General features: G+C 73.9%; 17 protein-coding genes and 1 pseudogene. 13 read left to right on the top strand and 5 right to left on the bottom strand.

The genetic code is table 11. The annotated features are described in order from the left end of the window. From ACFY7H_RS30590 to ACFY7H_RS30640, 11 genes and pseudogenes are all read left to right on the top strand, one after another. Nucleotides 1-1797: pseudogene (locus tag ACFY7H_RS30590) on the top strand (hypothetical protein); the annotation flags it as partial. Beyond that, nucleotides 1794-2546 (top strand): hypothetical protein, encoded by a 753-nt coding sequence (locus ACFY7H_RS30595; RefSeq protein WP_388944756.1) that lies wholly within the window; start codon nucleotides 1794-1796, stop codon nucleotides 2544-2546. The pseudogene ACFY7H_RS30590 and the gene ACFY7H_RS30595, both read left to right, overlap by 4 nt. A gap of 28 nt (nucleotides 2547-2574) precedes the next feature. Continuing rightward, a complete protein-coding gene (locus ACFY7H_RS30600; protein ID WP_388944759.1) occupies nucleotides 2575-3105 on the top strand; it encodes a pentapeptide repeat-containing protein in 531 nt (176 codons plus the stop codon). Nucleotides 3106-3151: 46 nt separating this feature from the next. After that, complete coding sequence (locus ACFY7H_RS30605; RefSeq protein ID WP_388944762.1) at nucleotides 3152-3883, top strand: hypothetical protein; 732 nt, start codon at nucleotides 3152-3154, stop codon at nucleotides 3881-3883. Next, entirely contained in the window at nucleotides 3880-4008 is a 129-nt protein-coding gene (locus ACFY7H_RS30610; protein WP_388944764.1) for a hypothetical protein, read from the top strand. Before ACFY7H_RS30605 ends, ACFY7H_RS30610 begins: the two co-directional genes overlap by 4 nt. 82 nt (nucleotides 4009-4090) lie before the next feature. Further along, nucleotides 4091-4738: a hypothetical protein gene (locus ACFY7H_RS30615; RefSeq protein WP_388944766.1), complete on the top strand. Its 648-nt coding sequence runs from the start codon at nucleotides 4091-4093 to the stop codon at nucleotides 4736-4738. A gap of 186 nt (nucleotides 4739-4924) precedes the next feature. Then, nucleotides 4925-5107 (top strand): hypothetical protein, encoded by a 183-nt coding sequence (locus ACFY7H_RS30620; RefSeq protein WP_388944900.1) that lies wholly within the window; start codon nucleotides 4925-4927, stop codon nucleotides 5105-5107. A gap of 22 nt (nucleotides 5108-5129) precedes the next feature. Next, a complete protein-coding gene (eccD, locus tag ACFY7H_RS30625) occupies nucleotides 5130-6470 on the top strand; it encodes a type VII secretion integral membrane protein EccD (protein WP_388944903.1) in 1341 nt (446 codons plus the stop codon). Nucleotides 6471-6495: 25 nt separating this feature from the next. Next, complete coding sequence (locus ACFY7H_RS30630; RefSeq protein WP_388944769.1) at nucleotides 6496-7821, top strand: hypothetical protein; 1326 nt, start codon at nucleotides 6496-6498, stop codon at nucleotides 7819-7821. Continuing rightward, nucleotides 7818-11828 (top strand): type VII secretion protein EccCa, encoded by a 4011-nt coding sequence (gene eccCa, locus ACFY7H_RS30635; RefSeq protein WP_388944772.1) that lies wholly within the window; start codon nucleotides 7818-7820, stop codon nucleotides 11826-11828. Before ACFY7H_RS30630 ends, eccCa begins: the two co-directional genes overlap by 4 nt. Nucleotides 11829-11832: 4 nt before the next feature. Beyond that, nucleotides 11833-13245 (top strand): DUF6177 family protein, encoded by a 1413-nt coding sequence (locus ACFY7H_RS30640; RefSeq protein WP_388944775.1) that lies wholly within the window; start codon nucleotides 11833-11835, stop codon nucleotides 13243-13245. A gap of 36 nt (nucleotides 13246-13281) precedes the next feature. Here ACFY7H_RS30640 and ACFY7H_RS30645 read toward each other — a convergent pair whose 3' ends face one another. Together ACFY7H_RS30645 and ACFY7H_RS30650 are read right to left on the bottom strand one after the other, a co-directional pair. Further along, nucleotides 13282-13956 carry a response regulator gene (locus tag ACFY7H_RS30645; protein WP_388944778.1) on the bottom strand — a complete coding sequence of 225 codons (675 nt, stop codon included), beginning with the start codon at nucleotides 13954-13956 and terminating at the stop codon, nucleotides 13282-13284. 33 nt (nucleotides 13957-13989) lie between these two features. Next, nucleotides 13990-15192, bottom strand: coding sequence for a sensor histidine kinase (locus ACFY7H_RS30650; RefSeq protein WP_388944781.1), 1203 nt, complete (start codon nucleotides 15190-15192; stop codon nucleotides 13990-13992). A gap of 107 nt (nucleotides 15193-15299) precedes the next feature. Here ACFY7H_RS30650 and ACFY7H_RS30655 point away from each other — a divergent pair, with 107 nt between their 5' ends. Then, complete coding sequence (locus tag ACFY7H_RS30655) at nucleotides 15300-16286, top strand: SAM-dependent methyltransferase (protein ID WP_388944784.1); 987 nt, start codon at nucleotides 15300-15302, stop codon at nucleotides 16284-16286. A gap of 135 nt (nucleotides 16287-16421) precedes the next feature. Here ACFY7H_RS30655 and ACFY7H_RS30660 read toward each other — a convergent pair whose 3' ends face one another. Both ACFY7H_RS30660 and ACFY7H_RS30665 read right to left on the bottom strand, forming a co-directional pair. Next, nucleotides 16422-17972: a M28 family metallopeptidase gene (locus ACFY7H_RS30660; protein ID WP_388944786.1), complete on the bottom strand. Its 1551-nt coding sequence runs from the start codon at nucleotides 17970-17972 to the stop codon at nucleotides 16422-16424. Between the two features lie 169 nt (nucleotides 17973-18141). After that, nucleotides 18142-19266: a DUF5937 family protein gene (locus ACFY7H_RS30665; protein WP_388944789.1), complete on the bottom strand. Its 1125-nt coding sequence runs from the start codon at nucleotides 19264-19266 to the stop codon at nucleotides 18142-18144. Between the two features lie 226 nt (nucleotides 19267-19492). Here ACFY7H_RS30665 and ACFY7H_RS30670 point away from each other — a divergent pair, with 226 nt between their 5' ends. Next, entirely contained in the window at nucleotides 19493-19702 is a 210-nt protein-coding gene (locus tag ACFY7H_RS30670) for a hypothetical protein (protein ID WP_388944792.1), read from the top strand. Nucleotides 19703-19781: 79 nt separating this feature from the next. On the opposite strand, the gene ACFY7H_RS30675 is transcribed toward ACFY7H_RS30670, so the two are convergent. Further along, nucleotides 19782-20903, bottom strand: coding sequence for a threonine aldolase family protein (locus tag ACFY7H_RS30675; RefSeq protein ID WP_388944795.1), 1122 nt, complete (start codon nucleotides 20901-20903; stop codon nucleotides 19782-19784). Nucleotides 20904-20938 lie beyond the last annotated feature (35 nt).

Raw genomic sequence — 20938 nt, forward strand, 5'->3', positions numbered from 1 at the left:
CTGCCGTGGGGTTCGCAGCTGGAGGAGACCCACCGGGCGTGGGAGGTGGGTTACTGGATCAAGTCGTTCGTGTGGGACGGCCTGATCGTGGACGGTATCTGGGGCACGATCCGCGGGCTGGGCACGCTGGTGGGTGTGGACGGTGCGGACGCGGCGGGGCAGGCGTGGCTGGGCTTGGCGAAGCTGGCGACGGGTCTTGCGATCACGGTCACGCCGGGTGTGGGTACGGCGTTCTGGATGGCGGACGAGAAGGATCTGCCGGGCTGGCTGCGGGATTCGCGGACGGCGGTGAAGGAGACCGGCAAGGCGCTGGTGGCGTGGGACGAGTGGGGCAAGAACCCGGCGCGTGCGGCGGGTGCGGTCACCTTCAACGTCCTGACCACGGTGTTCACCGGTGGTGCGGGGACGGCGGCGAAGACCGGTGCGGTCGCGAAGGTGCTGTCGGTGGCGGGCAAGACGGGCCGGCTGATCGACCCGATCACCTACATCGGCAAGGCCGGCTCCCTGGCGAAGCTGAAGATCGGCGACCTGTTCGCCAACCTCGGCAAGGTCGACGGGGCGTTCCCCAAGCTGGACGACGTGGTGTGGAAGGACCTGCCCAAGGCGGACGCGCCGGGGGTGAAGTTCCCGCACCCGGACGACACCGTCCGTCTCCCGGACGACGCGCTCGGACGTCCGCAGTACTACGACAAGACGACCAACCAGCTCCTGGACCACAAGGGCCTGCCCAAGCAGGACCTCACCACCGTCCCCAAGGGCCCCGACCACCCCCTGGCCGAAATCCCCAAGCGCGAGGAAGTCCCCGCAGGCGTAGGCGGCCGCCCCACGGACATCACCACCCACACCCCCGGCGGAGTCACCACCCACACCCCGGGCGGGGTCACCACCCACACCCCGGGCGGCATCGCGGACAACACCCCGCACAACAGCCACACCGAACCCGGCGGCACCGGAGGCACAGGGGGCCACGGCAACACCGACACCACCCCCACCACCGGCGGCCACACGGACACCCCGTCCACGGGCGGCCACGGCGACGGCCCCTCCACGGGCGGCGGCGGCCACGGCGACGGCCCGACCGTCCCGCACCAGGGCGGCGGCTCGGGCGGCGGCTCCCTCCCCGACGGTCCCGCGGGCGCCGGCGATGACGGGGTGCTGCCCGGCGGCTCCGAGCCCAGGCCGGACGGGGCGCGGTACATCGAGGAGCCCACCCCCGAGCACGTCCCGGCGGCCCGGTTCTACGACGGCGTCCGGGCCAACCCGGAGAGCCTGAACATCGGGGCGATTTCAGACAACACAGGCATCAGCCCTCAGGTGCTGGACCGTGTCCGCACCCACTTCTTCCTCACCCAGCACGTGGTGCCCGAGGGTCCCGGTCTTTCGCGCCACGGGTACTTCACACCGCGGAGCGACATCGCGGAGATCTGGGAAGCGGCGAGCCAGCGCACCCTCACGCCCGAGGAAGCGACCAAGTTCGAGCGCTACATCGGACACGAATACGTCGAGAGCCAGCTGATGGAGGCGGGTCTGCCCTATACCGTCGACGCACCGCACCTGTGGGATTCGTTCCAGAACGACGGCGGCCCGGTGGAGTACTACCGTGAATTCCCCCGGGACCCCCGTGACGCAGGCGCGCACGATCTCGCGGTGAACGAAGGAAGGGGCGGATTCGGACACTGGAGGGCGGTAGGGTTCGACGTTCCGAAGATCGAGCTGGCGTCCGATCTGTCCAACATCGACGAAGTGGTGGCGGCTCTGAAGGACGAGCTGCGCTCGAAGGGAATTGAGCTCAAGTGACCGATCGGACGGCGTCCGCCGTGCTCCACCGCCTGAGCGCGGTCGGGTGGATGAGCGACTGGGACTTCGCGTTCGGGCACGCCAAGTCGCGTCGAGTCCTGTTCCGGGAATACCTGCGCCGAGCGGCCCTGTGGTCGCAGGCGTATGCGGCGGAGGAGGCCTGGCCCTTCTTCGACGTGACCCCGTACGTGGACCCCGACTTCCGGCTCTCCGCCGAAATCGCTTCCGAGCTCGCGGAATTCCTGCTGCGGCTACCCAACGGGGAGGTGCGGAACACCTGCTCGGGAGCGGTCCGCCTGGCCGAGCTCCGTGCGCAGAACCCGGACGGGTTCTCGGGCCTGCCCGATCTGTACGAGCCGCTGGTCCTCTTCTACGAGCGGGGCGGGGAATTCGCCCGGGACAACTCCGGGGCCCTCGACCTGACGGGTGTGCGGTTCCGGCTCAGCGCCCTGACGGCCTACCTCGGCAATCCGCCCGTCACCCTGCTCGGTGACACCGTGCTCGACGCGCTCGATGCCGACGGCCAGGTCGCGCACTTCACGGCGGAGGACGGGCAGGGCCCCCTGCTGCGGCGCCGGGTGCTGAGGGACGAGCAGACGGACGAGGTCTTCGGCCGGGACCTGCGGTGGCAGCCGACGGACCTGATTCCCGGCTCCGAGACGGAGCTCAAGGAGGCGGGTCTGATCCAGCTCGAAGAGCTCAAGGCAGCCAAGCTCATCGGGGAGATCGTCGCCGCCGTCTCCCGGTGAAGTGACGACGGTGGGGGAGGTCGCCTGGATGGATGTCGCGGGGCTCGACCTCTCCATGAGCGACCTGTCCGGTGCGGGCTTGGCGAACGGGCTCCTCACGGAGACGGTTCTGCGTGGAGCCCGCATGTCAGGCGCGGATCTGTACCGTGCGCACCTCGAAGGTGCCGTTCTCGACGAAGCCGATCTCGCCGGTGCCTCCTTGGTGAAGGCCGAGCTGGACCGTGCCTCGCTGCGCGGTGCCATGCTCGACGGTGCGGACTTCGGGAGCGTCGAGATGTACGACGTGGACGCACGGGCGGCTTCGTTCCGAGGGGCAGTGTTCCATGGCGCGTCGCTGGACGATGTGGATCTGCGCGGTGCCGATCTCAGCGATGCGTCGGTGTCGCGGACCTTCATGCAGGTTGTCTTCGACGATCGGACGGTGGCGGACGGCCTCACGGGCACGGTTTTCGGGCCGGCCGTCGTCGTGGACGCCGAAGGCCGACGGGAACTTTCCGGTGCCGACTTGGAGTCGTGGCTGAACGGCCGGGGCGCGAAGGTGCGGGTGCTGCCGTGTTGAGCGAGGCGCTGGACGTGCTCCAGGAGTTGTCGGGGAGGGGATGAGGGTGACGGCGTCGCTGGTGCTGGCGCGGCTGCGGGCCGTGGACTGGGACATGCGGTGGGACCTGGCGTTCGAGCGCAGCGGGTCCCGGCGGGTGCTGATGTGGGAGTACCTGCGGCGGGCCGCCGTGTGGGCCAAGGCCTGCGGGGCCGAGGGGGCGTGGCCGTTCTACGACGTCACGGCGTACGTGGACCCCGGGTTCGAGCTCCCCGCCGGGCAGGCGGCCGAGCTGGAGGAACTGCTCGCCCGGGTGCCCGGCGCGGAGCTGCGGCGGACCTGCGCCGGGGCCGTGCGGCTGGCGGCGCTGCGGGAGCGGAACCCGGCCGTGGTGGACGGGCTGCCGGACCCGTACGAGCCGCTCGTGCTGTTCTACGAGCGCGGCGGGTCGTTCACCCGGGACTGCTCGGGCGTCTTCCTCGACCTCGTCGGCGTGATGTACCGCCCCGGCAAGCCGGAGGGCTACCTCGGCAGCTGGCCCGTCGGCGTGCTCGACGACGCCGTGCTCGACGCGCTGGAGGGCGAGGGGCGGCTCACCTACTACGGAGCGGAGGACGGCCGGGGGACGGTCCAGCGGCGGCGAGAGGTCGGGGAGGTACCCACGGACGAGGTGTTCGGGTGGGACCTGCGCTGGCGGCCGACGGACCTCCCGGCCGAGCGGGCGGGGCTGGTCGCGATCGACCGGCTGGAGGCGGCCCGGCGGCTCGGAGGGATCGTGTCCGCCGCCACCGCCGGATGATCCGCGCGGGCGAGCTGGTCGCGCGGGTCACCGCGATCGACTGGCGAGTGAGGGAGGCCGACTTCGGGCAGGGCGCCGCGTGCGCCCGGCTGATGCGGGAGTACCTGCGGCGTGCGGCGCTCTGATCGAGAACGGGTTCGTGGACTTCGCCGAGGGCCGGGTGCGTTGGGCGACGTGGCAGGTGTACGCGCGGGAGGGGGTCGGGCCGTGGGCGGGTTGATGCGGGCGCCGTTGGAGTGCGGGGCCTGGTATTGGGAGCTCGACGGGACCGGTGAGGCCGGTGTCGATGCCGCGCTGCGCACGGCCGCCGCCATGGCCGGCGTACTGGAGCGGCACGGGTTGCTGGAGCCCGTGGCGCTGGAGTGGTTCTGGGTGTTCGGGGACGGTGACGCCCGGCTCGGGCTCGACGGCGTGCGGCTGGACGACGCCCGCCTGCCCGGGCGGGTGGCGGCGCTGCGGCCGGCCGGGCAGGAGCGCGCCGAGCCGTCGTCCTTCCACGTGGTGGGCGACGGGGTCTGGTTCGACGCCGCCGGGCGGGAACGGCGGGAGCACCGCCTGGTCGAGCTGAGCGTGTGTCCCGACACCGTCATGGGGCTGTCGGCCGAGCTGGCCGTGCACCATGACGTGTGGGGGGCATGTGACTTCCGGGGTGTTCCGCACCCCCGGGTGTACGCGTACAACGCACCGCGCCTCGCGGCCGCGTTGCGGGAGCTCGACGGGCTGCTCGGGGTCGCGGCGGAGCCGGGGGAGCCCACGTACTTCGGGACGGCGGTGGGCCACGGGCTCCGGGAGCCGGACATCATCGACGGGCTGGGGCCGGACCTCACCGACCTGTTGGAGCGGTGGAGCCGGTGAACGAGCGGCTGGAGGGGGTTGCGGGGTTCGAGAGGGGCCTGCGAGGCGCCGAAACCGGCGCCGCCGGTTTCGGCGTCGTGAGGGGGCGTACTAGCGTGCGGGGCGACAGGGAGAAGGGAGGCCGGGGTGGCGGCTGAGGATTACGACAGCCAGTTGCTGGAGTCCGTCGCGGTGCGGCGGCGCAGGATGCGCGATGCCGTGCTGTTCGGGGCGCAGCGCGGGCGGCGGATGGCCGACGAGCGGATCGGGAAGGCCGTCGCCGGGCTGGTGATCGCGGCGGTGCTGTGCGCCGGCTGCGTCGGCTGGTCGTTCATCTCCCACCGCCTCATGGGCAAGACGGGGACGCCAGGGCAGGTCAGTACTCGGTGATAGGTTCGAGCGTGTGGTGAGCATGGGGGCAATCAGCGGTACGGCCTTGAGCCGGGTCACCCTGGTCGGCGAGCGGCGGCGGATGGATCTCGTACTGCCCTCCCAGGAGCCGGTCGGGCGGCTTTTGCCCGACGTCATACGGATGCTGGACGACCGGGTGGCCGCGCAGCCGATGCTGCGTCACCTGGTCACGGCCGACGGGTCGGTGATCGAGCACGGGGTCTCCCTGGAGGAGGCCGGCGTGGCCGACGGGGCCGTGCTGCGGCTCGTACGGGTGCAGGACGTGCCGTCCGCGCCCGTGGTGCACGACGTCACCGACGAGGCCGCCGAGGACCTTGACGTACGGGCCTGGCGCTGGCGTCCTGCCGCGCGGCGGGTCACCGCCGGGGCCGGGATGGTGCTGTGGGCGCTGGTGGCGGGATGGTTCGCCCGGCGGGAGTTCGCGCCGGGTGCCGTGGCGGGCGCACTGCTCACGGCGGCCGCCGTCGCCGGGATCGTGGGGGCGCTGGCCGGGCGGCTGAAGCGGTCCGGGCTGGCGGCCGCGCTGCTGGCCGGCGCCGCCGCCGTGGGGGTGCTCGGGGCGTGGACCCTGGGCGACGCGCAGCACTGGGGCGCCATGGGCCGGCTCGCCGCCGTGGCCGGTGCGCTGGCTGTGGGGCTCGCGCTGCTGGGGTGGTTCACGGCGCTCGGGCGGGGCGGGCTGGTGGGCGCCGCCGCCGTGGTCGGTCTGACGGTGGCCTGGGAGGCCGTGGCCCTGTCGCAGGGGCAGGCGGGCGCCCGGACCGGGTCGGTGCTCGCCGTGTTCTCGGTGGTCCTGCTCGGGCTGCTGCCGCGTCTCGCGCTGGCGGCGGCCGGTCTGACCGGTCTGGACGACCAGCGGGCGCGCGGGGTTTCGGTCAGCCGGTACAAGGTCGCCACCGCCCTCGGTGCCACCCACCGGGGCATGGCGCTGGCCACCCTCGCCACCGCCGTCTCGGCGGGCGCGGCCGGGGTGCTCGCGCTGCGGGAGCCCGACGTCTGGACGGTGTCCCTCGCCTCGGCGGTCGCCGTCGTGCTGTGGCTGCGCGCGCGGGCGTTCCCGCTCGTCGCGGAGGTGGTCGCGCTGCTGCTGGCCGGGGCTGCCGTCACCGTGGCGGCCCTGCTGGTGTGGGCCGGCCGGGCCGGCGCGGCCGGGCCGCTGGCGGTGCTGCTGGCGCTGGCCCTGGCGGCACTCGGCGTCCTCGCCGTGCAGCCGCCCGAGCACGTACGGGTCCGGCTGCGGCGGTTCGGGGACACCGCCGAGTCCATCGGCGTCATCGTGCTGTTCCCGCTGCTCATCGGGGTGTTCGGTGTGTACGGGCGGCTGCTCGGCACCTTCGCGTAAGGGTTGCTACTCAGACATGTCAGACATGAGCATGAACGAGCGTGACGGACACCTGCCCGGTCCCGGACACGGCCACGGCCCCGGGCCCGCAGGCGCCACCGGCCACGGCCCCGCCGGTGCGCACGGCGACTGGCAGGCCGGAGCCGGACAAGGCCCCGCCGCCGGCCACGGCCCCGCCACCGGACAAGGCCCCGCCGCCGGCCACGCCCCCGCAGCCTCGCACGGCGACTGGCAGGCCGGAGTACTCGGAGACCTGACGGGCGCCGGCCCCGCCGCGGCCGCGGGAACTCCCGCCGCCGCACCCCAGGGCCCGCTGCCGGTGCAGCCGCACGCCCCCCTCCCGCAGCAGCCGGCCCCGGCGCCGCCGCGGCAGGCGTACGCCCAGCAGCCCTACACCCCGCAGGCGCCGCAGGCCCGGGCCCCCCAGACCGTCCCGGTCCCCGGCTCCGGGGCCGCCGCCGGCCGGCCCCGCCACGGCGACCCCCTGATGCGCCGCACCCTGCGCACCCTGCGCGGAGTGCTCGGCTCCTCCGTCGCCAAGGCCGTCGCCGCCGAGACGGAACTCGCCACGCAGGTGCAGCAGCCCGTCACCACCGGACGCCAGATCGTCGTCACCAGCATCCGCGGCGGATCCGGCAAGACCACCGTCACCGCCCTCCTCAGCCGCACCTACAACCACTTCCGCCACGACCCGGTGCTCACCCTGGAGGCGGACGCCGCCCTCGGCACCCTGCCCGTGCGGCTCGGCGTCCAGTCCCTGCGCTGGACCTGCGCGGACCTCGCGCAGATCGTCCGCCCCTCCATGCAGCTCACCGACATCACCGGCTACCTCGTCCCGCTCGCCGACGGCGGCTGGCTGCTGCCCGGCAGCCAGGGCCGGATCGGCGCCCAGGTCGACGTCGCCACCTACCGGACCGTGATGGTCGCGCTGCGCCGCTACTTCGGGGTCACCGTCGTCGACTGCGAGACCCTCCCGGGCGAGGTGGCCCGTACCGCCCTCGACACCGCGCACGCCCGCGTGCTCACCGCCCCCGCCACCGCCGAGGGCCTGGTCTCCACCCACGCCGTGCTCGACTGGCTGGCCTCCCTGCCGGTGCCCGTGCTGCCCCGCACCGTCGTCGTGCTGACCGTGCAGTCCCCGCACCCCGCCGTCGACCTCGGCAAGGCCGCCGAGAAGCTGCGCGCGACCGGCGCGGGGGTCGTCGTACTGCCCTACGACCGCCACCTCGCCTCCGGCGGCGCCATCACCTCCGAACTCCTCGGCGCAGGCACCCGGGAGGCGGCCGTACGGCTCGCCGCCGAGGTGCTCCAGCGGGCCGTGGCCCTCCCGGCGTCGGGTGCCGCCCGGTGACCCAGCAGCTGATCCACCGGCCGGCCCGCGGCACCCTGCCGCCCGCGCCCGCGCACCCGCACGCCGTCGAGGCCCCACCCAACCTGCCCGAGGGCAAGATCGGCAGCCCGGCGACCGCGCTGCTGCCCATGGCGGGCGTGATGGGCTCGGTCGTGATGATGACCGTCATCCGCAACAGCCAGTTCGCCGCCGTCGGCGCGATCGTGCTGGTCTTCGCCCTCGTTGGCGCCGTCGCCCTGTTCTGGTCCCAGCGCGGCAAGGCCCAGCGCACCCGCCGCGCCCAGCGCGAGCGCTACCTGGAGTACCTGGAGGAACAGCGCGAGGAACTCGGCGCCCGCGAGAAGGCGCTGCGTGACGAGGCGCGCCGCCTCAACCCGCCGCCGGAGGCCCTGTACGACCTGGTGCGCGACCCCGCGCGGCTGTGGGAGCGGCGCCGCACCGACCCCGACTTCCTGCGGCCGCGCCTGGGCACCGGCGCCGTCGCCGTCCAGGAGCTCAGCCTCGCGGCGGGCGCCGGGGGCGTGCTCACCCCGCCCGACCGGTTCATGCTCAACGAAGCGGGCGCCCTCATGGCCCGCTTCGGCCGGGCCAGCGACTTCCCGCTGACCGTCCCCCTCGACCGGGCCGGCAACGTCAGCATCGTCGGCGACCGCGAGGGCGTCCTGCGGGTCGCCCGCGCCCTGCTCACGCACACCGCCGTCCTGCACGCCCCGGACGACGTGGCCGTGGCCCTCGGCGTGCCCGGGGACCGGCTCGCGGACTGGGAGTGGGCCAAGTGGCTGCCCCACGTCCTCGACCAGCAGGAGCACGACGGGCCCGTCGCCGCCCGCCGGATCGCCCCCAGCCTGCCCCAGCTCGCCGCCGGGGTCCTCGCCCCGGACCTGCGCCGCAGGGCGTCGTACGCGGCCGAGGTGCGCCGCGGCCTGTCCGACAAGCGCGCCCTGCGCCTGGCCGGTCGGCTCCTCGTCGTCAGCGACGAGTACGGGGAGAACGCCGTCGAACTGCCCCGCCCCGACACCGCGGTCGGCCTGGCCGACATGAACACCACCGTGCTGCACCTGCTCGCCGAGCAGGTCCACGAGCCCGACGAGGTGTCCGTACGGATCACCGTGGACGGCAGCCACGTCACCGTCCGGGACCTGCGCACCCCGCAGGCCCCCGCCGCCGAGGGCATCAGCGACGCCCTCGGCCCGGCCACCGCCGAGGGCCTGGCCCGCATGCTCGCCCCGCTGCGGCTGTCCGCCGAGTCCGTCGCCGAGGGCACCCCCGTCTCCGGGCCGGTCGACTTCATGGGCCTGCTCGGCATCTCCGACCCGGCCGCCCTCGACGTGGGCCGGATGTGGGCGCCGCGCGGGGAGCGGGACTTCCTGCGCGTGCCGATCGGCATCGACGACCGGCACGGCCCGGTGCTGCTGGACCTCAAGGAGTCCTCGCAGCTCGGCATGGGCCCGCACGGGCTGTGCGTCGGCGCGACCGGCTCAGGCAAGAGCGAGCTGCTCCGTACGCTCGTCCTCGCGCTGGTCGCCACCCACTCGCCCGAGGACCTCGCGATGGTCCTCGTCGACTACAAGGGCGGCGCCACCTTCGCGCCCTTCGAGAAGCTCCCGCACGTCGCCGGCGTCATCACCAACCTGGAGAACCAGGCCGGGCTCGTCGAACGCGTCCACACCAGCCTCGCCGGCGAGGTCAAGCGCCGCCAGCAGGTCCTCAAGGACGCCGGGAACGTCGCCGACATCGGCCACTACGCGGTGCTGCGCGCCGAGAAGCCCGAACTGGAGCCGCTGCCGCACCTGTTCGTCGTCATCGACGAGTTCGGCGAACTCCTCACCGCCAAGCCCGACTTCATCGACCTGTTCCTGTCCATCGGCCGCATCGGCCGATCCATCGGCGTGCACCTGCTGCTGTCCAGCCAGCGCATCGAGGGCGGCAAGCTCAAGGGCCTGGACACCTACCTGTCCTACCGGCTCGGGCTGCGCACCTTCTCCGCCGACGAGTCGCGCACCGTCCTCGACACCACCGACGCCTTCCAGCTGCCCCCGCTGCCCGGGTTCGGCTACCTCAAGGTGGACACCTCCACCTACACCCGTTTCAAGGCCGGGTACGTCTCCGGCCGCTACCGGGGCCCGGCCGCCGAGCGCGAAGGCGGCGAGAGCGGACCGCTCGCCCTGCCCTACCCCACCTTCAACACCCTCCAGGACAGCGCCGGTCCGGCCGAGGACACCGAGGAGAAGCCCACCGCCACCGCCCGCGAGACCGGGCCCAGCGTGCTCTCCGTCATCGTCGACCAGCTCGCCGGCGCCGCCCCGCCCGTACGCCGCATCTGGCTGCCGCCGCTGCCCGACGCGGTGCCCCTCGACGCCGCCGCCGGACCGCTGTCCGTCACCGAGCGCGGCCTCCAGCTGGGCACCGTCCGGCGGGCCCCGCTCAAGGTGCCGCTCGGCGTCCTCGACGACCCGGCGCGTCAGTGGCGCGGCCCCTGGGAGCTCGACCTGACCGTCGCCGGCGGGCACACCGCCGTCACCGGCGGCCCCCAGTCCGGCAAGACCACCCTGCTGCGCACCCTGGCCCTCTCGCTGGCGCTGACCCACACCCCGCAGGAGGTCGCCGTCTACGGCCTCGACCTCGCCGGGGGCGGCCTCGCCGCGCTCGCCGGTCTCCCGCACGTCGGCGGGATCGCCGGACGCGCCGACCGCGAACGGGCCGCCCGTACGGTCGCCGAGGTACGGGCCATGCTCGCCACCCGCGAGGCCCTCTTCCGCGAGCACTCCATCGACTCCGTCGACCAGTTGCGCATGCTGCGCTCCCAGGGCCGGCTCACCGAGCTCGCCTCCACCGACATCGTGCTGCTCGTCGACGGGTACGGGGCCCTGCGCGAGGAATTCTCGGAGCTCGACGACGCCGTTACCGACCTGCTCAAGCGGGGCGGCGGCTACGGCATCCACGTCGTCGCGGGCATGCTCCGCTGGAACGACGTGCGCATCGCCAACCAGTCCCTCTTCGGCGGCCGGGTCGAGCTGCGCCTGGGCGACCCCTCCGACTCGGCCATCGACCGCAAGCTGTCCGAGACGATCTCCCCGGACACCCCGGGCCGGGTCCTCACCGACGGCAAGCTCTTCGCGCAGACGGCCCTGCCGCGCATCGACTCCCAGGCCGGCAACACCGACCTGGCGGCCGCCCTGGAGGAGGCCGCGGGCACCGTCCGCGCCACCTGGCACGGCGAACTGGCCTCGCCGGTACGGGTGCTGCCCGCGCGGCTGCCGGCCGACCGGCTGCCGACCGTCGACGAGGAGCCGTACCGGATCCCCGTCGGCGTGGACCAGGACGTCCTCGCCCCGGTGCTGCTGGACCTCTTCGGCCAGGACCAGCACCTGCTGATCCTCGGCGACAACGAGTGCGGCAAGACCAACCTGCTCGCCCTGGTCGCCCGCCAGCTCATCGCCCGCTACGGCGAGGAGGAACTGGTCTTCGCCGTCTACGACCCCCGGCGCGGGCTGCGCGGCGTCGTCCCCGAGCCCTACCGGGGCGGGTACGCGCACAACGCGAAGATCGCCGCCGCGCTGTCGGCGGGGATCGCCAAGGAGCTCGACAAGCGGCTCCCGGACGACGGCATCGACCCGGACGCCGAGCCGGGCGAGGGCCCGGGCTTCGCCGGACCGCGCATCGTGGTCCTCGTCGACGACTACGACATCCTCACCACCGCCGGGCAGCAGCCGCTCCAGGCGTTCGTCCCCTACCTGCCCTCCGCCCAGGACATCGGCCTGCACTTCGTGATCGCCCGGCGCGTCGCCGGCTCTTCGAGGGCCCTGTACGAGCCGCTGCTCACCACCCTGCGCGAGTCCGGCACGACGGCCCTCGTGATGAACGGCGAACGCTCCGAGGGACAGCTGTTCCCGCAGCTGTACGCGAGCGCCCAGCCGCCCGGCCGCGGCACGCTGGTCCGGCGCGGCCGCCCGCACCAGATCGTGCAGACCGCCCTCGCCGACTCCCCGAAACAGGAAGCACCCTGACACCGTGACCAAGGACGTCATCGCCCTCACCGCCAAGATGCCCGACACCACCGCGCTGATGGTGGCCCTGACGGCGGGCGGCGCGGACCTCGACGCCCAGGCCGTCGGGGACGGTGCCGTGATCCAGCTGCTGGGCGCGGGCGGCCGGCCGCTGGTCTCCGTCGAGGCGCCCGTGCTCGTGCAGGTGCCCGGCGAGGTGGAACGGCTCCTCGGGACGCCCTCGCCCACCCCGGTCTGGTGGACGGAGACCCGCGCCTCCACCGCCGTGCCCGAGGCGGCCCCCCTCGCCGGGGCCGTCGCCGGACGCCTCGCCGAGGTGCTCGGCGGCGCCGTCTGGCCCGAGGGCGCCGGGCACGTGGCCGTGGTGCCGGTGACCTCCGAGGCCTCGGCGGCGCCCGCGCCCGTCGGAGCGCTGCCGACCGTGGACGTGGTCACCGAATCCACCGCGGTGGTGCTCGCGGACCGCCCGGTGATCGGGCTGACGGCCTGGCTGTCGGACGTCCTGCGGACCACCGCCGGCTTCGGCGCGGCCCTGCACATCGTCACCCCGGACCACTGCCGGCTCAGCCTGCCGCTGCGCACCGCGCTGACCGGGGCGCCGAACCGCTGGGTGGTCCAGGACCCCGAGTGCGGGTACTACGACGGCCTGTCCGGCGCGGTGCTGAGCTGGCAGGACGGCACCTTCGCCCCGGTCCGCGACGAGGCGGGCCGGCCGCGGGCCGCCGCCGCGTTCGGGCAGGCCGGGGCGTCGGGCGAGCGCCGGCTGACCGTGCAGTTCCGTACGGAGCACCCCGCCGAGGAGGGGCTGCTGGTGGGCCGCTCGCTGGAGGCCGCCTGGCGCACCCTGACCGGGGAGCCGCCCGCGGGCTGGGGCACCGCCGAGCCGGTGAACCTGCCGTGGTCCCCGCGCCAGTTCACCGACCTGGCCCGCGGCCGGGCGCCCGAGCCGACCCTGGTCACCGCCGTCGGATCGCCGGGGCGGCCCGCGCTGGCCACCGTACGCGTGACCCGTACGGCCGCCGGGGTCGAGGAGGACATCACGCTGTCCCTCGGGTACGGGCCCGCCGAGGAGGTGCCGCTGGCGGCGCTCGAGGCGCTGGCGGAGGAACTGGTGTCCGGGCACGGCCTGATCAGCATGCTGGCCTCCCTCGGCCCCGGGCGGCGGGACCTGAGCCTGACCCCGCGGGCCCTCGCGCCGGCGGTGCCGGTGTCGTTCACCCTCGGCGGGGCCGGGGTGGCCGAGGTGACGCTGACCCGGGCGCGGCGGCCCCCGCTGGAGGTCAGGCCCGTCCAGGTGGGCCCGCAGCGCCGGCCCGGGCTGCACTACCCGCTGGGCGACGGCGGCGACCCGGCGGCGTGGGAGTCCCTCTCCACGTTGCTGGGCCACCTCCGTACGGCGGTACCGCCGCTGCCGTAGGCGGGGGGCGGCGGCCGGACGCGGCGGCGGGGCGGGTCAGCCCGCGCCGCCGCCTGCGCGCACCAGGCCCGTCTCGTAGGCCAGCACCACCACCTGGACCCGGTCGCGCAGGTTCAGCTTCGTCAGGATGCGGCCCACGTGCGTCTTGACCGTCGCCTCCGACAGCACCAGCCGGGCCGCGATCTCCCCGTTCGACAGGCCCTGCGCCACCAGCAGCATGACCTCGCGTTCGCGGTCCGTCAGCCGCTCGATCTCCTTGTTCTCCGGCTCGGCCGTCGTGCTCGGCAGCATCGGCGCGAACCGGTCCAGCAGGCGGCGCGTCGTCGAGGGGGCCACCACCGCGTCCCCGCTGTGCACCGACCGGATCGCGGCCAGCAGCTCGGCCGGGGGCACGTCCTTCAGCATGAAGCCGCTCGCGCCCGCCTTGAGGCCCGAGAAGGCGTACTCGTCCAGGTCGAAGGTGGTCAGGATGATCACCTTGGGGTGTTCCTCCGGCTCGCAGATGCGCCGCGTCGCCTCCACCCCGTCGAGCTTGGGCATGCGCACGTCCATCAGCACCACGTCGACCGCCGTGGCCCGCAGCACCTCCAGCGCCTCCAGGCCGTTGCCCGCCTCCGCGACGACCTCCATGTCGGGCTGGGCGGCCAGCACCATGCGGAAGCCGGTGCGCAGCAGCACCTGGTCGTCGACCAGCATCACTCGGATGGACATGCGTGACTACCTCAACCTCTTCTTGAGCGGGGGCTAACTCTTTTTGAGCGGGAGCAGGGCACTGATCCGGAAACCACCGCCGGGACGCGGGCCCGCGTCCAGGGTTCCCCCGACCATACCGATGCGCTCCCGCATGCCGATCAGACCGTGTCCGGCGCCGTCCGCGCCGCCGTCCTCGTACAGTTCGTGCGCGGCGCCCCGCCCGTCGTCCTCGACGAGCAGGCCCAGCCCGTCGTCGAAGTAGACCAGCCGCACGGTCGCCTTCGCGTCGGGGCCCCCGTGCTTGCGCGTGTTCGTCAGCGCCTCCTGCACGATCCGGTACGCCGTCAGCTCCACGCCGCTCGGCAGCTTGCGGGGTGCGCCCTCCACCTCGAAGCCGACCGTCAGCCCGGCCGCCCGCACCTGCTCGACCAGCACCTCGATCTGCTCCACGTCGGGCTGCGGGACGTAGTCCTCGGACTCCTGCGGCTCGCCCGTGCGCAGGACGCCCAGCAGCCGGCGCATCTCGGCCAGCGCCTGGCGGCCCGTGCCGGAGATGGTCTGGAGGGCCTCCTTGGCCTGGTCGGGGGCGACGTCCAGGACGTACGCGGCCCCGTCGGCCTGCACCACCATCACCGACACGTTGTGCGCGACGACGTCGTGCAGCTCGCGGGCGATCCGGGCGCGCTCGGCGGCCACCGCCACCTTGGCCTGGGCCTCGCGCTCCTTCTCCAGCCGCTGGTTGCGCTCCACGAGCTGGGCGTAATAGGCGCGGCGGGTGCGCAGCGAGTCGCCCGTCACCCAGGCCAGGGCGAAGGGCACCATCATGAACAGGGCGAAGAGGATCTCCTCGACGGTACTGGCGCTCTTGTCGATGCCGAAGCGCAGGAAGTACAGCGGTGAGGCCAGCAGTCCGCAGGCCAGGGCGGTGCGCGACACCCAGCGCGGGACGTCGGCGGCCGCCACCGTGTACAGGACGACGAGCATGGCGACGTCGCAGAACTGCATCTCCTGGCCGATGGCGAGCTGGTAGAGGCCCGCGCCCACCGTCAGCCAGAACATCGCCACGGTCCACTTGCGGCGCAGGGCGAGGGCGGCGGTCAGCGCGGCGACGACGGGGACGGTGGCCAGCCGCAGGGCGGTGCTCTGCCCCTCGGCCCCGGCCACGTTCATCATCGACATCCCGAAGAAGAGGACAGCCCAGAAGCTGTCGACGCCCGTCGGGTGTCTGCGGATGAAGTCGTAGAGGCGCTGCACGTAACCCAGAGTAGGGAAAGGAGATAGGTGCTGGAGTCAACCACAGGTGCGATCCCGGCGACAGGGGCGTACTCCGCAAGGTGGAGGGTCGGCTTAACCTGTGGGGGATGAGCGCTCAAGGTGAGGTCAGGGGGCCGGTCCGGTGGCGGGCCGCGATGGAGGCCGCGCTGTACGGACCGGAGGGTTTCTACGTCCGGCCGGGCGGGCCGGGGCCCGCGGGACACTTCCGGACCTCCGTGCACGCCTCCGCCCTGTACGCGGGGGCCGTGGCCCGGCTGCTGGCGTGGGTGGACGGGGAGCTCGGCCGGCCGGAGCGGCTCGACCTGGTCGACATGGGGGCCGGGCGGGGAGAGCTGCTGGCCGGGGTCCTCGCCGCGCTGCCGCCGGAGACGGCGGCGCGGGTGCGCCCGTACGCGGTGGAGCGCGCGGCGGAGCCCGGGGGGCTGGACCCCCGCATCCGCTGGGTGGCCGAGCCCCCGGAGGGGACCACCGGGCTGCTGTTCGCCAACGAATGGCTGGACAACGTACCGCTGGAGATCGCCGAGGACGGCCGCTACGTCCTGGTCGCCCCCGACGGTACGGAGACCCCCGGCGGTCCCCTCGACGACGCCGACCGGCTCTGGCTGGAGCGCTGGTGGCCCGGGGCGGCCGGACCGGACGGCGGCCGGGCGGAGATCGGCCGTGCCCGCGACGAGGCCTGGGCGGCGGCGGTCGCCACCCTGGACCGGGGCCTGGCGGTGGCCGTGGACTACGCCCACACCCGCGACGCCCGCCCCCCGTACGGGACCCTCACCGGCTTCCGCGCGGGCCGCGAGACCGCCCCCGTCCCGGACGGCGGCTGCGACGTCACCGCGCACGTCGCGCTCGACGCCTGCGCGGGACCGGGCGCGGCCCTGCTCACCCAGCGCGAAGCCCTGACAGCGCTCGGGGTCGGCGGCGGCCGTCCCCCGCTGGCCCTGGCCTCCACCGACCCGGCGGGCTACGTCCGTGCCCTGTCGGCGGCGGGCGAGGCGGCGGAACTCACCGCGCGCGGGGGCCTCGGCGACTTCGGCTGGCTGGTCCAGCCGGTCGGCATCGGCCCCTGGCCGCGGTAGCGGGGCCGGGGCACGCCGGTCGCGGGGCACGGCCGGGGGGCCGGGCGTCGCGGGGCACGGCCGAGGGGCCGGGGTTCCTGGCGGAACCCCGGCCCCTCGTGCGTATGACGGCTATTCCTGGTGTTCCTGCTGTTCCTACTGCTCGACGTCGTGGTCGTGGCCCGGGCGCAGACCGCCGCCGTTGCCGGAGCCGGTGGACGGCTGCGAGACGACCGGCTGCGTCAGCGGGGCCAGGTCCCAGGCGTAGTGGCCCACCGCGTTCGCGATGACGTCGACGTTGATGTCGAGCGCCTTCTGGTCGATGTTGGTGATGTCGTCACCCTTGCCGTGGTAGTTCGGGTCGTAGGCGATACCCGCCGTACCGCCGAACTTCGCGGCCTGCTCAGGGGTCTTGATGCCCTCGGCGCCCGTGTCCGTACCGCCCGACGGGATGCCGGCCTCGATGAACGGGCCGTAGTCCGAGCGGCCGGTGAAGTCACTGCCCTCGTGCGGGATGTTCTGCGCGTCGAGGAAGTCGGTGATCTGCCGCTCCAGCTGCGCCGAACCCTCCGGGCCGGGGCCCGAGCCGACCTTGTCGGAGTCGTCGCCGTCGTAGACGAAGTACGCGGCGTTCGGCGAGGCGATCATGTCGAAGTTGAGGTAGAGCTTGATCTGCTTCTTCTGCTCCGGCGTCAGCGAGGCCACGTAGGCCTCGGAGCCGAGCAGGCCGAACTCCTCCGCCGACCACCAGGCGAACTTGACCTTGTTCTTGATCTTCGACTGGCTGCTCGCGAGGCGCTGCGCGACCTGGAGGATGCCCGCCGAGCCGGAGCCGTTGTCGTTGATGCCGGGACCGGCCGCGACCGAGTCCAGGTGCGCGCCGAGGAAGACGGTGTTGTTCTCGTCCCCGCCCCGGGTCTCCGCGACGACGTTGTACGTCTTGCGGTTCTCGCGCAGCTCGCGGATGTCCAGGGTGACCGAGACCGGCCCGGCGGCCGCCTCGGCGGCGAGCTTCTCGCCCTCCTCCTGGCTGATTCCGCCCGTGGGGACCTTGCCGGCGTTCGCGTCGCCGAGGGTGCCGTTGAGGGCGCCCGCGGTGTTGTTGTAGATGATCGCGCCGACCGCGCCGGCCGCGGCCGCGTTCGCCTGCTTCGCCGCGAAGGTGCAGCCGCCGCGCTTGACCAGGGCGATCTTGCCGGTGAAGGCGCCGGCCGCGAAGTCGGTGGCCTCGCAGCCGTTGGTGCCGTCGGCGTCGACGGGGGCGACGGCGACGGGCGCGGTGATGCCGCCCTCCGGGCCGCTGGCCGTGTACGTCATCAGCTTGAGCGGGACGTCGCGGCCGTTCGCGCCGTTGACCTTCAGCTTCTCGGAGAGCGTCTCGACGTACACGAAGTCGAACTCGTGGCGCGAGACCTCGTACCCGGCGCCCTTCAGCACGGCTTCGACGTACTGGGCGGACTGGACGTGCCCCTTGGAGCCGGCCACGCGGGTGCCGCCGTTGTAGTCGGCGATCGACTGGAAGACCTTCAGGTGGTTGTTGGCCCCCTTGCCCGTCGAGTCCTTGACCAGCTTCCTGGCCAGCGCGTCACCCCGGGCGGCATCGCTCTGCGGGCTCGTCGCACCGGCCGGGCCGGCGAGGAGCAGAGGGGAGACGAGGGCAGCGGCCGCGAGGGCCGCGGTCGCTGTGGCTATACGGCGAGAGGGCATGAAGGTCCTTTCACTGCGGAAGAGCCTGTGGGGGAGTGGTGGACGCACGTTAGACACCAAGAGGCGCCCGTCGCCAGAGTTTTCACTGCTTCCGGTTTGTGAAATCCGGATATCGGCGTCTCTGGAAAGGGCGAAATCCGGCCACTGTCCGATGCCCGGGTGGATCGGCTCAGCGCAGGACGCCCTCGATGAAATCGGAACCTATTCGGGCGACCGCGGACAGATCCAACTGATGCTGGACGTAACGACCCTGGCGTCTGGTCTGCATCAGCCCGGCCTTCTTCAGCACGGCCAGGTGCCGGGACACCTCCGGCGCGGATATCCCGTAGACGCGCGCCAGCTCACTGGTCGTGTACGGGGCCCGCGCCAGACTCCGGCACAGCCGCATCCGCATGGGGTGCGCCAGGGCTTCCATCCGCCGCTGGAGCAGCTCCACCGAGCCCGGCGCGGAGGCCAGTTCCGGCGAGTCCAGCGGATAGTGCACCACCGGCCGCCAGCCCGGCGCGTGCAGCACCAGCAGGTGCGGCCAGCCGAAGTTCGTCGGTACGAAGACCAGTCCCGCCCCGATCCGCGGATCGGTCGCGGTGGCCTGCCCGTTGACCATCTTGTCGGCGGTGATCGTCGTCAGGCCCTCGTCCACGCTCAGCGCCGCCGAGACCTCCCGCAGCGCCGCCGGCAGCCCCTTGCGGCGCAGCACCTCCGCCTTGTGCCGGGCGTCCGCGGTCTGCCGGGGCTCCACCCGCCGCCAGGTCTGCGCGAAGAACGCCTCGTCGCAGTCCTCCAGCAGCCGCCGCATCCACACCCGCACCCCCGCCGGGTCGTCCAGCAGCCGGACCGAGAACTGCAGCTGCCGCGGCCCGCGCGCGGCCGCCGTCTCCAGCGCCTTCGCCCGCGCGGCCCCGTCCTTGAGCGGGTGCGGCCCGCCGCCCTCGTTGTAGAGCGCCAGCCAGCAGTGCTCCAGCGCCGCCATCACGAAGCGCTCGTCATCCATCCGGTCGAGCACGTCCAGCTCCTCGGCCAGTGTCGGCGCGGGCAGACCGGTACCGCCCGGGATCCCGGCGAACGCCATGAAGATGTCGGAGAAGGAGCTGCGCCACAGGAATTCGGCCTCGAGGAGCCGGTCCGCCAGGCAGGGGTCGAGCGAGGCTGTGGTGGACCTGGCCCACGACTGGAGCCCCGGGTGATGGGCCGGCTGCGAGAGCGCGTGCAGGGCCATGCAGAGCTCGGCGAGCGGTGACGGCGCGAAGCCGATCCGCTCCTCGGGGAGCCCGGCGATGTCGATGGTGACGCTCATCGCCCCATTTTCTCCTTCCCCGCGCGCCCCGCACCGCCCGGCCCCGGCGGCCTTCCCGGGCTCGGGGGCGGGGGCCGGGCGGGAGCGCGCGGGGCTGCGGGCGTCCGTGCGTCCGTACGAGGGTTCACGAGGCGCCCGCGGGGGCGTCGCCGCAGGTGGGAGGCGTCGATTGACGGGGAGCGTCAATCGGCGAGCGCTCTGCGCCCAAGGGGGTGAGGGTGGATCCATGACAGCGATCGAGCAGTATCTCGTGGACACCTACCGCGCGACCCAGCACGGCACCCCGATGCCCCCGCCCCCGGGCCGCCACGACCTCGCCGTCCTGCGCGCCATCCGCACCGAAGCCCAGTTCAACGCCGTCCTGGCCGGCCGCCCGGTCACCCACCCCTGGCTCCATGCCCTGACCCGCCTGCTCCGTGGGGGGAGGGTGTGTTGAGGGGGTGGGGGTGGCGGGAACCCCCCAAACCAGTCCTGACGCCGCCCCGCAGCACCCCGCCCCTCCCCCCGCAGTCCCCCTACACCCGCGCCAGGAACTCCGCCGCCGCCTCGCGGACGTCCTCTGGGGTCCACGTCAGGCCCGGCCGCGTGATCTCCAGCTCCGTCACCGACAGCCCCGGCGGGCCCTCCGCCGACCAGCGGCGGAACAGGGCCGTGCCGGTGTCCTCCGCCAGGCGGGCGCCCGCCTCCGTGAGGCGGTCCGCCTCGTACGGGAGCCACACCTGGAACTGGTGCGTGTGCGGTACCTCCGGGTGGATCCGGGACCACGGCACGCCCGCCTCCGCGAAGGCCTCCGCCAGCGCGGCGGCGACGGTCCGGGCCTGCTCCACGTACGCGGGGAGGCGCGGCAGCTCCCGTTCCAGCCCGGCCAGGGCCGCCAGGGCCTGGGGGAACTGACGGAAGACCTGGCCCCCGTACCGGTGGCGCCACACCCGGGTCTCCTCCACGAAGTCCCGGGACCCGGCCAGGCAGGCTCCGCTCAGCCCGCGCAGCGACTTGTAGAAGGAGACGTACACCGAGTCCGCGAGCCCCGCGATCTCCGGCAGGGGCCGGCCGAAGTGGACGGTGGTCTCCCACAGCCGGGCCCCGTCGAAGTGGACGACGGCGTCCCGCTCCCGGGAGGCCTCCACCAGCCCCTCCAGCTCCTCCCACGCGGGCAGCAGGAACCCGGCGTCGCGCAGCGGCAGCTCCAGCATCAGCGTGCCGAAGGGCTCGGGGTGCTCCCGGACCTCCTCCGGCGTCGGCTGGCGCGGCTCCGTCACCGGGTGGGTGGTCCGCAGCCCGGCCAGCGCGGTCAGGGCTCCGCCTTCCCACCGCTCCGGGTGGCTCATGGGGTGCAGGGCCACGACCGGGTTCCCGGTACGTCCCGCCCAGCAGCGCAGCGCGATCTGCTGGGCCATCGTCCCCGAGGGGAAGAACGCGGCGTCCTCGGTGCCGAGCAGACCGGCGACCCGCCGCTCCAGGTCGGCGACGACCCCGTCGCCGTAGACGTCCGCCGGGGCGTCCAGGTCGTACGGGGCGTCGGCGAGCCCGGCCAGCAGCTCCCGGACGGTGTCCCCCCGGCCGCCGTGCGTCAGGGCCCGGCGGGCGCCCTTCCAGGCGGCCGTGAGCCGCTCCGTCCGCTCCGCGTCATCGGTCATGCCCCTGATCATCGCCGAAGGCCCGGCCGCCCCGC

Origin of the sequence: Streptomyces sp. NPDC012794 (assembly GCF_042901085.1) — a bacterium.
Taxonomy (GTDB): domain Bacteria; phylum Actinomycetota; class Actinomycetes; order Streptomycetales; family Streptomycetaceae; genus Streptomyces.

Excerpts from the sequence above, each read along its gene's own strand:
- ACFY7H_RS30600 (WP_388944759.1), top strand. The coding sequence starts at position 2,575 with ATGGATGTCGCGGGGCTCGACCTCTCCATGAGCGACCTGTCCGGTGCG.
- ACFY7H_RS30610 (WP_388944764.1), top strand. The coding sequence starts at position 3,880 with ATGATCCGCGCGGGCGAGCTGGTCGCGCGGGTCACCGCGATCGACTGG.
- ACFY7H_RS30620 (WP_388944900.1), top strand. The coding sequence starts at position 4,925 with ATGCGCGATGCCGTGCTGTTCGGGGCGCAGCGCGGGCGGCGGATGGCC.
- eccD (WP_388944903.1), top strand. The coding sequence starts at position 5,130 with ATGGGGGCAATCAGCGGTACGGCCTTGAGCCGGGTCACCCTGGTCGGC.
- ACFY7H_RS30630 (WP_388944769.1), top strand. The coding sequence starts at position 6,496 with ATGAGCATGAACGAGCGTGACGGACACCTGCCCGGTCCCGGACACGGC.
- ACFY7H_RS30645 (WP_388944778.1), bottom strand. The coding sequence starts at position 13,956 with ATGTCCATCCGAGTGATGCTGGTCGACGACCAGGTGCTGCTGCGCACC.
- ACFY7H_RS30655 (WP_388944784.1), top strand. The coding sequence starts at position 15,300 with ATGAGCGCTCAAGGTGAGGTCAGGGGGCCGGTCCGGTGGCGGGCCGCG.
- ACFY7H_RS30660 (WP_388944786.1), bottom strand. The coding sequence starts at position 17,972 with ATGCCCTCTCGCCGTATAGCCACAGCGACCGCGGCCCTCGCGGCCGCT.
- ACFY7H_RS30665 (WP_388944789.1), bottom strand. The coding sequence starts at position 19,266 with ATGAGCGTCACCATCGACATCGCCGGGCTCCCCGAGGAGCGGATCGGC.
- ACFY7H_RS30670 (WP_388944792.1), top strand. The coding sequence starts at position 19,493 with ATGACAGCGATCGAGCAGTATCTCGTGGACACCTACCGCGCGACCCAG.
- ACFY7H_RS30675 (WP_388944795.1), bottom strand. The coding sequence starts at position 20,903 with ATGACCGATGACGCGGAGCGGACGGAGCGGCTCACGGCCGCCTGGAAG.